At 46.0% G+C, this 12,996-nt stretch carries 7 protein-coding genes and 1 riboswitch; of the genes, 3 read left to right on the top strand and 4 right to left on the bottom strand.

Annotation, left to right across the window (positions count from 1 at the left end; genetic code table 11):
• The first annotated feature begins 1,343 nt into the window (after positions 1-1,343).
• Positions 1,344-1,442, top strand: a riboswitch (TPP riboswitch).
• Between the two features lie 25 nt (positions 1,443-1,467).
• The 3 genes from HMPREF0666_RS14220 (at position 1,468) to HMPREF0666_RS14210 (ending at position 6,317) form a co-directional block, all read left to right on the top strand.
• Positions 1,468-3,852 (top strand): TonB-dependent receptor, encoded by a 2,385-nt coding sequence (locus HMPREF0666_RS14220; protein ID WP_009013069.1) that lies wholly within the window; start codon positions 1,468-1,470, stop codon positions 3,850-3,852.
• Between the two features lie 415 nt (positions 3,853-4,267).
• On the top strand, positions 4,268-4,864 hold the full coding sequence (gene pnuC / locus HMPREF0666_RS14215) for a nicotinamide riboside transporter PnuC (protein ID WP_009013067.1): 597 nt from the start codon (positions 4,268-4,270) through the stop codon (positions 4,862-4,864).
• Between the two features lie 589 nt (positions 4,865-5,453).
• A complete protein-coding gene (locus tag HMPREF0666_RS14210) occupies positions 5,454-6,317 on the top strand; it encodes a thiamine diphosphokinase (RefSeq protein ID WP_009013066.1) in 864 nt (287 codons plus the stop codon).
• Between the two features lie 109 nt (positions 6,318-6,426).
• Here the strand turns inward: HMPREF0666_RS14210 and HMPREF0666_RS14205 are convergent, their stop codons facing one another.
• The 4 genes from HMPREF0666_RS14205 to HMPREF0666_RS14190 all read right to left on the bottom strand — a co-directional run bounded on the left by HMPREF0666_RS14205 (position 6,427) and on the right by HMPREF0666_RS14190 (position 11,591).
• Positions 6,427-7,311 (bottom strand): SusF/SusE family outer membrane protein, encoded by an 885-nt coding sequence (locus HMPREF0666_RS14205; RefSeq protein WP_042856451.1) that lies wholly within the window; start codon positions 7,309-7,311, stop codon positions 6,427-6,429.
• Positions 7,312-7,663: 352 nt separating this feature from the next.
• Complete coding sequence (locus HMPREF0666_RS14200) at positions 7,664-8,986, bottom strand: hypothetical protein (protein ID WP_009013064.1); 1,323 nt, start codon at positions 8,984-8,986, stop codon at positions 7,664-7,666.
• Entirely contained in the window at positions 8,986-11,100 is a 2,115-nt protein-coding gene (locus HMPREF0666_RS14195) for an AAA family ATPase (RefSeq protein WP_009013063.1), read from the bottom strand. Before HMPREF0666_RS14195 ends, HMPREF0666_RS14200 begins: the two co-directional genes overlap by 1 nt.
• Positions 11,101-11,252: 152 nt before the next feature.
• The gene (locus HMPREF0666_RS14190; RefSeq protein ID WP_009013062.1) at positions 11,253-11,591 is read right to left on the bottom strand and encodes a hypothetical protein; all 339 of its coding nucleotides are present in this window, start codon (positions 11,589-11,591) and stop codon (positions 11,253-11,255) included.
• Positions 11,592-12,996 lie beyond the last annotated feature (1,405 nt).

The raw sequence follows: 12,996 nt of genomic DNA, 5'->3' as shown, positions 1-12,996 counted from the left end.
CAAGAGGCTCGTTGGAAATTTTATCTCTCACAGATTTTCACAGATGAACAGAGGCCTTTCTGCTAACAGGGGGAACCCACAAACGCCTGCAAGCAGGCGACAGATATCACAGAATTTACTGCTGAGATTAGCTTAAACACTCTGTGTTATCGGTTGACTTAATGTCTCTGTGCAACCCTGTACGCTCTGTTCTTCTGTGTAACTCTGTGAGAGAAAGAAAAGAGATAACATGAGAGAGAGAGCGGCCCCTCCCCTTTCCCCTCCCCCGAAGGGAAGGGGAGTAATCACCGAGATACCCCTATAAAAAGGATGTAGGCTTTGTTATGTCCCTTAATGGCGGTCTTGTAGGGGTAACCTCACATATCACGCCCCTCCCTGCGGGGGAGGGGTTGGGGAGGGGCCACTCTCTTATGGGTTCGAAACAGTGCGCAAAAAGGTTCTGTTAAATCTGTGAGTTCTGTGAGAAAAAGAAATACCCTTTGTGAGAGAAAAACCTCCCCAGCGAGTTGTTTGTGTGTTATCTCATACGAGTGGGTGCGTTCTATTTCTCACAGATGAACACAGATGAACAGATTTAACAAAGGTGCACAGAGACATTAAGTCAACCGATTTCACAGAACCTTACAGCCACCTTTAGCAGTAACGCTCTGTGAACTCTGTATGCCGGAGGCGTTCTGTGGGCTCGAAACTGTGCGCAAAAATGCTCCGTGAACTCTGTGCGCTCTGTGAGAGATAAAACTCCCCAGCGAGTCACATGTGTCTCATCTTTTAGAGAGGGTGCGTTCTTTTTCTCACAGATTTACACAGAAGAGCAGAACACACAAAGGCCCACAGAGACATTAAGTCAACCGATTTCACAGAACCTTACAGCCACCTTTGGCAGTAACGCTCTGTGAACTCTGTATGCCGGAGGCCTTCTGTGAGCTCGAAACTGTGCGCAAAAATACTCCGTGAACTCTGTGCGCTCTGTGAGAGATAAAACTCCCCAGCGAGTCACATGTGTCTCATCTTTTAGAGAGGGTGCGTTCTATTTCTCACAGATTTACACAGAAGAACAGAACACACAGGGGTCAGAAAAATAGCGGCCCCTCCCCCTGCCCCTCCCCCGAAGGGAAGGGGAGTAATCACCGAGATACCCCTATGGCTAATCATCAACACCTAACATCCACCACTCAACACCCCTCCTTGACTAATCATCAACACCTAACACCCATCACCCAACACCTCTCCTTGGGGAAAGAAACGGCCTGAAAAGGGCAGATAAAACCACCCTCGCACGATATTTATACGGTTTACTCTTGGCAGTTTGATAATATATTATTACTTTTGCATCGGTTTTCAGAATGGAAACTAAGGGGTGCTTGCCTGTTTGGGCTTGCTGAGATTATACCCATTGACCTGATACGGATAATGCCGTCGTAGGGAGATTCCCCCTTTATCTATTATCTTCAATCATCAACCTGGGATATGAAAAGAACTATCCTGTTTACTGCTGCACTTACGTGTGTGGCATCGTTAAGGGCACAGACTGTGACAGACACGCTGAAACAACAGCATCTCGACGAGGTCGTTGTGGCAGGTGTACGTGCGCCGAAGAGTGCTCCGTACGCTGTATCTAACATCAAAAAAGCAGAGCTTGAAGCCTTCTCGAAGAGTGGACGCGAGCTACCTTTCCTTCTCTCACAGACGCCAGGCGTATTGGCTTGGGGCGAGAACGGACTCGGAACGGGTACGGCAGCAATGCGCATCCGAGGTGCTGCGGGTAGCCGTATCAACATCACCTTAGACGGTGTGGCACTCAACTCTCCAGAGGACCAGACGGTGTTCTGGGCAAATATGAACTCCTACGCTTCCCTGATGAGTAGCGTACAGATACAGCGTGGTATCGGTACTTCTACCAATGGTGACGGTGCTTTCGGTGGTTCGGTGTCGTTGGCTACGAGTGCACCGAGCACGAAACCGAGTGTTGAGGTGAGCGGTTCCTACGGTTCTTACCATACGTATAACACTGGTGTAAAGTTCTCTACGGGTCTTCTCTTTAATCACCTTGTCTTCGATGGGGCCTATCATGAGACCGCCACAGACGGATATGTTCACGGTACGAGTGGTCGTTCGGGGTCTTACTATGGTGGACTTACATGGTTGGGCGATAACTTCCGCATCAGTTATAAGAACATTGGTAACTTTGAGAAGACTGGTCAAGCATGGAACGGAGTCGTTACGGGGAGCAATGACCTTAGTCTGATGGATGGCACCTACGGCTCTAAGACGGGCATCACCACCTATAAAGATATGTATGAGAGAGGTTTGGGCAAGTTCAACCAGCTCTATGAATACCTACAGACCGATGCTAACGGGGCCTTTGTTAAGGATGGGAATGGCAACTACGAGACGGCACGTTACACCATGCGCGACGGCTCTTTCTGGAACAAAACGACAGATAATTTCTATCAGAACCATAACCTCTTGTCGTTTGCTTTCCATCCTTCTGAGCACTGGAGTCACAACATAACACTGCACTACACCTACGGCTACGGTTATTACAGCGAACTTAAGCCTAAGACAAAGTTTGCTAAATTCGGCTTGACGTTCACCGATAGCAATGGTAACTTCGTCAAGAAGAGTGACTTCGTACGCCTGAAAGGATTGTCACAGCACACCTACGGCATTGTCTACACAAGTAATTACAAGGACGAAAGTTGGGATGTAACGGGCGGACTGAACCTTCAGCAGTTCCGTGGCAGCCACTTTGGCTACCTTACTTATATAAAGAATGAGGAGGCAGATGCGCTGTATCGCACGGGTGGCAAGGACTATAAGTACTATGACTCCAAGGCTCATAAGTATGACTACAGCGGCTTCTTCAAGGCAAAATATAACTTTGCAGACTACTGGAACGTGTTTATGGACCTGCAGATACGCCATGTGGAGTATATGACCGATGGTCAGAACGACCGTTTCTATAAGGTGGCTAATGGCTACAAGAACCAGCTCTTAGACATCAGTGAGCGTTATGACTTTGTCAATCCGAAGGCAGGTGTAAGCTACTACCGTGCTGGCCATAAGGCTTACGCATCTATTGCATACGCTAACCGAGAGCCTGAACGTAACAACTTCACCAATAATGGTAGTTATCCTGCACCATCGCCAGAACGCATGATGGATATTGAGATGGGCTATCAATACAATGGGCATAACTGGAGAGCGGGCGTTAATCTCTATTACATGGACTATAACAACCAGTTTGTACAGACGGGTGCACAGAGTGATATAGGCGAGAATCTGACGACAAACATCAAGGACAGCTATCGTATGGGAGCTGAGCTGGAGGCAGGATGGAGCCCTCTGTCATGGTTGACGGTTGAGGGTAATGCTGCTTTGAGCCGTAACATCATCAAAGACTTTGATGAGATGGCAAGCGTCGACTGGGAGTCTTCGTTCCGTAAGATACATTACAACCACTCTACCTTGGCCTTCTCTCCATCCGCTATCCTCAATGGTATGCTCACTCTCCACTATAAAGGACTTGAGGCAATATGGCATACTAACTTCGTGAGTCGCCAGTATTTAGACAATACTGAGAATAGGACACGGTCGTTGCCATGCTATTCACAGACGAATGTCAACCTCAGCTACACCCTTCACCCAAGTCGACTGATTGCTGGAATGAGGGAGGCTGTCTTCGGTCTGAACCTCAACAACATCTTCAATCGCCATTATGCAGCCAGCGGATGGGTGTATAGTTCCATCCTCGACCATGACGGTCATCCTAATGAGAACCGTTATACGCAGATTGGATTCATACCGATGGCGGGCTTTAACATGATGGGGAGTGTTACTCTGAAGTTCTAAGACATCAGGACACCGACCTCCCCAACTGGCTCCTCCCCCATTCTCTTCCCTGCAGGGGAGGGGCGTGTAATGTACTGTTTACGCAGGGATTGGTAACTAAAAACATCCTATTAAAATAGTGATGGCCCTTATCGACAACAAAGAGATAGGACTCACAGACTGCTTAACACTACTTTTCTATAAGCAAAGTAGCCGTAAGCAAAGTCTGCTTTAAGTACTTATCATCCTACAATAGGGCCTTGAACGTATATCAGTAAATAGTAGATGCCTATCGCTAAGTGGTAGGGGTATCTCGGTGATCACTCCCCTCCCTACGGGGGAGGGGCTGGGGGAGGGGCCGACCGTGGGGAGTTTAGTGGCCGCCCTTGGGGTGTTTAGTGCCGCCCTTAGCCGTACTACATTATCTTATAGACTTATGACATTAGACATGCTGGGCTGCCTTGTCGGCCTAATTTACATCTATCAAGAATACAAAGCGAGTATATGGCTTTGGCTGACGGGTATTATCATGCCTGTCATCTATATGTTTGTCTATTACGAAGCAGGACTGTATGCCGACTTTGGGATGCAGATCTACTATACGTTGGCAGCCATCTATGGGTTCTTGTATTGGAAGTTTGGACGAAAGAAGGGTGCGAAGGAGATACCTATCACACACTTTCCTCGGCGGTTGATACTCCCCTCACTGCTTGTCTTCTTCCTCCTCTGGGGCGTACTCTACCTCCTCCTCGTTCGTTTCACTAACTCTACAGTCCCCGTGTTAGATAGCTTCGGCAATGCACTCAGCTTCATCGGACTATGGGCATTGGCAAAGAAATACATCGAACAATGGTGGATCTGGATTGTTGTCGACATCGAATTAGCTGCTCTCTACCTATATAAAGGAATCCCTTTCACCGCTGGCCTCTATGCTCTCTATGCCGTTATCGCTGTGGCAGGATACTTTAAGTGGAAGAGAGAGGCGGCCTCCCTCAACCGCTCGAGAGGGTCTGCTAATGGGGACCTCCCCTAACCCCTCCGAAGGAGGGGAAGCCTAACGGGACAAAACCTCACCTGTGACTCCCCACATAATAACCATTGATTGGAGCAAAAGATATAGTCTTAATGAAGATTGTTATACGCTATTACATCTATTTATAACACTCGATAGTGGTATAAAAGAGGATTAAAGCGATGATTGACAACAATCAATAAACCGCATACAAGTGCTTAAAGCAATGATTGACAACAATCCATAAAACGCATACAAGTGCTTAAAGCGATGATTTACAACAATCCATAAAACGCATACAAGTGCTTAAAGCGATGATTTACAACAATCCATAAAACGCATACAAGTGCTTGAAGCAATGATTTACAACAATCCATAAAACGCATACAAGTGCTTAAAGCAATGATTTACAACAATCCATAAACCGCATACAAGTGCTTGAAGCGATGAGTAAGAACAATCCATAAAACGCATACAAGTGCTTAAAGCGATGATTTACAACAATCCATAAAACGCATACATGTACTTAAAGCGATGATTAAGAACAATCAATAAAAAGCTAATAAAGTACCTTGAAAGAGAAGGATAATAGTAGATAAAACTAAAACAGATGAATATCAACAACAAAGACAACAATAAGGAAGGGCGCAACCCACACATACCAAGCGAGTACCCCTACGTCCCCAGCGACCATCCACACGCTCCCAACGACTATCCATACATCCCCAGCGAACACTCCGTTAGGCTTTCCCCTCCTTCGGAGGGGTTAGGGGAGGTCCCTTCCCACAGCTTTCCCCCATATTCGGAGGGGTTAGGGGAGGTCCCTTCCCACAGCCCCTTCTCGGCCGTTATACTTGCTGCTGGCGACTTTCCCAACCATGTTCTGCCCCTTCGCATCCTACGTACTGCGAAGAACCTGATAGTCTGTGACGGCGCTTTGGAGGAACTCCTTGATTATGAGATAGCACCAACAGCGGTGGTCGGTGACGGCGACTCACTCTCTGAAGAGTTGAAGCAACGTTATGCACACATCTATCATCCTATCTCGGAGCAGGAGTTTAACGACCTTACCAAGGCCACTCTCTTCGCTCGTTCACACCTGAAGATGGACGCATCAACCCATACTCGTCCTCGTTTCTGCTACCTCGGAGCGACTGGGAAGCGTGAGGACCACACCTTAGGGAATATTTCTCTCATGCTCTACTACTATCGGCAGTTAGCTATCGACCCTGTTATGATTACCGACTATGGCTATTTTGTAGCAGCATCGGGGCCCATGCGCTTTGCTTCCTACCCTGGTCAGCAAGTCAGCATCTACAATGCTACCTGCAAGGAGTTATCCAGCAGCGGACTAAAATGGGATATCTACCCCTTTAGCGAGCTGTGGCAAGGAACACTGAACGAAGCTTTGTCGAGCGAGTTTACGGTCCATGCGGATGGAGACTACCTCCTTTACCGAACGCATAAGGTATAACAAACCTTTTTCTACAAGCCAAAAGAGCCATATCTTCATCTCCTATAAGATGTCGATATGGCCTTCTTTTTGTAAGTTAGATTAGTGGAGTAGTACCGAATATATTAGTTTATTTAATCATTACCTTTACGGTCTTACCGCCTTGACGCTTTACATACACACCTGCAACGGGCTTCTCTACCTGCATGCCACCTAAGGTGTAATAGCTTGCAGGAGCTTCACTCGTCGTCTCCACAGCATTGATAGCAGTTGGATCAACCTTAGTAAACGAAACAGTCATCGCTGCTACGTCAACCGTAACATCGTATGTAGCCTCCTCTGTGATATTCCATTTATTATCGTTACCACCAAAGACTATCTTCCTTTCATCGGTCAAGTCGCGCAGATAGAACATCTGGTCGAAGCCTGCATAGACATTCGTACCGAACTTCAACTCGCCTGGCTTCAATTCTGTACGTGCTGAGAACTTAGTTAGATTAGTCGCATCTTGCTTCATCACAGTACCTTCACCGATACTCCAACCGCCCTTTGTAGCACTACCAATCATCCATAAAGCAGTGTGCTTCAAGGCTGTTGCTTGATACGTAGCCTTGGTCACTACAACCGTCTTCTCGGCCAAGTTACAAACGATATCATAGTTGGCTGACTCACTAACAAAGAACTTCCCGTCCGTAGGCTCATCTTCACTACTCACCAACGGAGCCTCAACACCCGACTGCAAGGTGACAGGGCCAGCACCAGCACGGTACTCTAAATTACCCCAACCAAGCTCGGTAAGGAACTTAAACTCCTTATTTGCATCTAAATGAACGGTTGCCTTGAAGACATCAGCATTCTCGTCAGACTTCTGCATAACGGTAGACTGACTAAGATTCCACCCACCCCATGTAGCATTACCTACAATCACCAAGCGGTCAGCAGCATGTGCGGTTAATGCACCAACTACGTAGAGTGCGCAACATAACATAGACTTTGTAAATGTTTTTAATCCCATAAAGACTTATATTAAAAGGTTATTAAAATCAGATCTTGCCTCATTAGGCACTTCAAACCCTCTTTTTGAATTACGAAGATTTAGGTTTCCTATCTTTCTTTTTCAAGTACAATATTACGAAGAAAAAGCGAGACTAAAATCGAGTACAAGCTCCTGTCAATTATAATATAAGTCGTTTTATGAGCCTCATAAGGCCTATAAGGCCCATAAGAACCTATCCCTCAACAAATTATCAATCACTCCAAAGCCCTCCCCAACACCCTCCAATACAAAAAAATATAAAGCTTTGAATAACCTTATAAAGCATTCAACCTTAAAAAACAGACACGCCAAAGCCCCAAAACCACAATTTTTAAGGATTCTTCGAGGCTATCACAGGCAACTTGATACCTACCTTATAGAATCGAACATACTCCGACACCTTTTCAAATTGTGGCTCAGCTGTCCTTGTAAAGGTGAACCTCTCTTCTTGCTCTTGGTCCGGATAGATGATTAAACACTTAATAGGAGCAACCGCATCAGCGTCCAAGTCCAACTTACCATAGACCCAACTCAACCGTGCATAACCACTTACTTCCCTCGCATCGTCGATGGTTATGCCCCCACACTCCCCATAACGTGGTTTATACTTAGCATCGATAACGTAGGGCTCGGCCCACTCCGCAGGCTTTAAGAGGTAGTCGAGCTCTTGAGAATCTACTTTTACATGATACTGAACCTCCTTTCGTCCTGTAAACACCGCCCTTAGCTTACTATATACATATAGTTCGAAGAGCTTACTCATGTCTATCCAGAACGGCGGTGTGTCTATCTCCTTCTTACCAGCAAGGGTAATGTCATAACTGAAACGCCTCAACAGCAACTGTGCATACTCAACTGCCGTGTAGTATTCCTTGAACACAGGATTACCCTTAAACGTCCTCATTGACTTGACACTTATCTCATCGCTCACCCGCTCAAAATAAGGTTTTATCTGTCTTATCTTCCTCTCCAAGACGCTTGTGTCAAGTGCATTACGATACACCCCCACCTGTTTTCCACAAAAGGCAAGGGCTTTCTTGAGTATTCTGTTCTCTGGTGAGTCGATGTCATAGACCTGATAACGACATACATTATCCGTTATCCGCCCCTTCGCAAGACTGCGTTGTATCGTTCTACCCACCTGTATGCGTCCTTTAACCTTATTGTTTAACGTTTCTTCAACCCTATAGTAGCTCCTCTTCAGCCCCTTTCTCACGATACGATGAAGGATATTCAAATACTCAGTAATCAAGAAGATACTCAACAGGTCTTGCTGTTGACTGATACGGATAGACGGCTTCTCAAAGTGAATTGTCAGTAAATCCTTCAGATGCTTGTAGTTGTCTGTCTCGGTCAACGCCTCGTTTAGCATACGAACATAGTCTATCTCAAAACCATCATTCAGCTTAGGACTGACCTGCACAGCCACGTCCTCTTCCTTTATCCAGTCTACTCCAACGAAGTAAGAACCCGTTGCACGGACTACATCTGACTCACGCGTTAGCCTAAGACAAAGCTCCTTCTCCTCACGACCTCGCCTAACAGTACACACCACCTCTGCCCCATCATCCATACAGGGGAGGATAGCCTCACACTCCGACTGCCGAAGACAAGTGTTCTCCAACAGCTGTTCTTTAAGTTGCACAACCCTCATTACGCTGTCGCCTGCTTATACAGTTCGTCGATAACCGCCTGTGCATCAGCTGTCAAGACACCGTCCCGAACATACTCCTCTAAGAGTGGGATAAGCTCATATAGGATACGTTCACGGGAGTTGTCTACTCCCTCCTCGTCTTGCATTAAGAAATAACTATGCCCTATCCAGACGTCTTCTGGCTTATACTCATCGCATAGTGTGTCGGCAGGAAGGAGTCGCATCGTTGCATCCCAACCACTCGCTTTATACGCATCAAAGTTCTTAACAAACAACCGGCTGACCTTCTCAAACAATTCTGCATTGAATCTGTCGCCTGCTAAACCAATGGGTCGCTCCGAAATAAAGGCAAACCGACGTCGAATAGCATAATCTAACGACCCTAAAGAGCGGTCGGCTGTGTTCATGGTTGCTATCAGATACACATTATCAGGGACGTGAAAGGACTTCTTAGAATAAGGTAGTTTCACACTCTCCTCATTCTTACTCCCCTTTCGTTTGTCTGCTTCAAGCAGCGTTATCAGTTCACCAAACACCTTTGAGACGTTCCCTCTGTTCAGCTCATCAATGACCATAACGTAGGGTTTATCGTCCTTCTCCTGCTCGATAAACACTCCGTACTTCTCAAGGATGGCCTCTACATCTTCGACATGTATCGACTTCAAACGATAGACAGTAGACTCTACCATCTCCTTACCACCGTTTCTCTCCACGATATTCTCTCGCTTACCTTTTATTAGCCAGTGTACTGGTCGGATACGCTTATAGGCTGGTAAGCTTTCATCATACCGATACTCACCCGTGATAACACCTATCGCATCTATCTCTTTACTTGAATAACAAGACATTACAATATCTCCTACTTTCATCTCATTGATGTAGGCATTTAATATCTTCTTACCCTTATCATTGCGATTACTACCATCTGTCTCGTCTGGAATGTCATCTCCATACTCATCCCAACCGATACGGATATAGTCATTCTCCATACAGTCTTTCCGCACATCATTGTCTCCTGTCCGTTTAAGCGAAACCTTCCAAACGTCAGACTCCGAAGTGATACCGTACTGATTACCCTCGAGTTTAGAACGCTCGGCAGCCTCACATAGCCTCTTGAACACACCGTTCTCTATCTCATAGGTCACCTGACTCGCCTCGTTTACCACAGGGCGCAATCCCTCAATCCAGTCCTCATAGTCTAAAGACTGATGGAAGGTAGTGAACATAAGGCGCCCATCGTCCTTAAGCTGATTGTATCTGTTTACTATCTCCTCCCTACTCCGTCTATTGCTCATAAACCTTGGGTCGCACAGCCGCACAGCCAATTCAGGTACATCGTAAGTCTTACCTGTACCCGGAGCACCGTGCAAAACGATGTTCTTACGCCGTCTCCATATACCGACAATATCGTCATACCGAGTCTGCTCTGCCCCATTCAAGGCTCTATTGTACGCATTTGCAGACAGTTCACAGAATGTTTTTTCCTTTATAACGCCTTCTTTCATTTTCTTCTTAATATCATTAAGTATGCTCATATACGCTGAATACGCAGGTGCTCTGTTAGGTAAGACAATGCCATACCGTCCCTTCATATATGCTCTATTCGAACTATCAAAGGCCAAGAAATCTTCTGGTCGAACCCAGAACAAAGCCATCGTGATATTTACACCTATCAGAAACTGCCCTAAAAGCGCATTGTATTCGTTTTCAAAGTCCTCTTTCTTGACTACTTTTACAAATAGTCTCCAAAGGCTCTCAATGTCACCTGGCTTTCTATCCGGCCTAAATCCGAAGAAATGAGACTTCTGATTATTAAGGATAGGAACGCCATCAAAATCGCTTGGAACCTCGGCTGAGATATTCAATAACCGTTTGAACAACGCTGCCGAAGAAACTCTATTCTTCTTACTAATCCCTCTGTTGAACAATCCAAAGGTCGTAAACGGATCGATATCAGTAAATTTATCATCCTTACCCCCCTCGTCGTGGAGGTAATTGATTAATAGTTCGTCTTCGTGATCATATATTAAACGGCACAAGCTCACCCTATCCTCCTGATATTGAAGGAGTTTCTCTGCAAACTCTTTGTAGTAAGGAACCCAAGTAAATGACATATTCGTATCTATTAATTATTATGTTTTCGCTGTCTATCCGTGTGCGATAACTATCAATACTGCCGACCGTCAAGCGATTGAATGTAGTCCTCTCTCATAGCGTTAGGCCATGGGAAGAGCGAGAGGAGGACTAAGGAAAGAGACCACCCAGCCTATTCTTTCTCCGAAGCTGTGAGCTTCTTTCTATTCAGAATCCACCATTTCACAGCGGCTTGCATGATAGCTTGCATGCCATCATAGATTTCGTCAATATTAGCTTGCGTCAGTTCACCATTGCCCTCGCCGCCCGCATGCTTCAAGATGAAGGACTTGTCTTGTAGAGAATAGCCACAGAGCGAACGACTCTTCACCTCCTTCAAGTCTGCTTCGAAGCGTTCGGGCGTGGTGTGCAACACTTGTACATTAAGGCGAGGCCACGTAGTGCACTCAATTAACTCAAACTCTTTTCCGTCTACTTCACGAACGGAATAATGGAAATCAAATGTTTTCATTGTCTTATATTGTCTTTATTAAACTCATTTTGTCGACTGTTCTTCCTTGCTTCCAACGCTGGGTTTCACTATAATCTCACAAGAGTTACAGCAGTACTAAAGCCCATCCACAAAGTAGCAACAGTCCTTGTATGTAAATATTTTTCGTCCTCTCCCTATCAGTGTACGCCTTTCTTGCTTCAAGCGGACGCCCTTCTTGCTCGCAGAACATGCCCTTCTTGGGTGTTGCGAAGGCCCTTCTTGATGCTTACTAAGGCCCTTCTTGCATCGAGTTTATAAGTGATTGATTTCTTGTTAGTTGCGATTTCGGTTTTTAATCATATCACTCTATTGATGTAAGGGGTTTCTCGTGCATTTTTGTCAGGTTTTTTCATGAGCGTAACAGGCTCGTTGGGTGTTTCATCTCTCACAGAGTTTAGTACACAAGAGAGTCGTTGGATATTTTATCTCTCACAGATTTTCACAGATGAACAGAAGCCTTTCTGCGAACAGGGATAGCACGCAGAGAAGAGGTGGCCCCTCCCCCGTCCCCTCCCCAAAAGGGAGGGGCGTAATCACCGAGATACCCCTATAAAAAGGATGTAGGCTTCCTTATGTCCCTTAATGGCTGTCTTGTAGGGGTAACCTCACATACTACTCCCCTCCCTACGGGGGAGGGGTTGGGGGAGGGGCCACTATCTTGTGCGCTCAAAATGTGCGCCAAAAGGCTCAGTGAACTCTGTGCGCTCTGTGAGAGAAATACCTTCCCAGCGTGAGAGAAAAAACTCCCCAGCGACTTGCATGAGTCTTATCTTATCGAGAGGATGCGTTTTATTTCTCACAGATTTACACAGAAGAACAGAACACACAGCATCCCACAGAGACATTAAGTCAACCGATATCACAGAGCGTTACAGCTAATGTTAGTTGAAAGGCCTCTGTGATCTCTGTATGCCGGAGGCCTTCTGTGTGCTCGAAACGTGCGCCTAAACGCTCAGTGAACTCTGTGCGCTCTGTGAGAGATAAAACTCCCCACTGCGAGTATCCAACATTCTTTCTCTCACAGAAAAACACAGATAAACAGAACACACAGCATTCCACAGAGACATTAAGTCAACCGATATCACAGAACCTTACACCCATCTTTAGCTGAAACGCTCTGTGTTCTCTGTATGCCGAAGGCCTTCTGTGCGCTCAAAACGTGCGCCTAAATGCTCAGTGAACTCTGTGCGCTCTGTGAGAGAAAAAAATACCCTCTATGAAGAAAAAAGAATGTCCTCTATGAGAGAAAACACGACCACCGCCCCATGCAGCCAGCTGGTTTTGCACACTCTACCACTCGTTTACAGTATCATTTCACCCTCAGCAAGAGGAACAAAAAAAGCCTGCCACGACCATGCAGCAGACTTTCAAACTAATACCTTAT

This window comes from Prevotella sp. C561 (assembly GCF_000224595.1).
Classification (GTDB): domain Bacteria; phylum Bacteroidota; class Bacteroidia; order Bacteroidales; family Bacteroidaceae; genus Prevotella; species Prevotella jejuni.
This window is presented reverse-complemented; position numbering and strand designations above follow the sequence as displayed.

Bases quoted from the DNA above. Each gene is read 5' to 3' on its own strand.
- HMPREF0666_RS14220 (WP_009013069.1), top strand. From the start codon at position 1,468: ATGAAAAGAACTATCCTGTTTACTGCTGCACTTACGTGTGTGGCATCG.
- pnuC (WP_009013067.1), top strand. From the start codon at position 4,268: ATGACATTAGACATGCTGGGCTGCCTTGTCGGCCTAATTTACATCTAT.
- HMPREF0666_RS14210 (WP_009013066.1), top strand. From the start codon at position 5,454: ATGAATATCAACAACAAAGACAACAATAAGGAAGGGCGCAACCCACAC.
- HMPREF0666_RS14205 (WP_042856451.1), bottom strand. From the start codon at position 7,311: ATGGGATTAAAAACATTTACAAAGTCTATGTTATGTTGCGCACTCTAC.
- HMPREF0666_RS14200 (WP_009013064.1), bottom strand. From the start codon at position 8,986: ATGAGGGTTGTGCAACTTAAAGAACAGCTGTTGGAGAACACTTGTCTT.
- HMPREF0666_RS14195 (WP_009013063.1), bottom strand. From the start codon at position 11,100: ATGTCATTTACTTGGGTTCCTTACTACAAAGAGTTTGCAGAGAAACTC.
- HMPREF0666_RS14190 (WP_009013062.1), bottom strand. From the start codon at position 11,591: ATGAAAACATTTGATTTCCATTATTCCGTTCGTGAAGTAGACGGAAAA.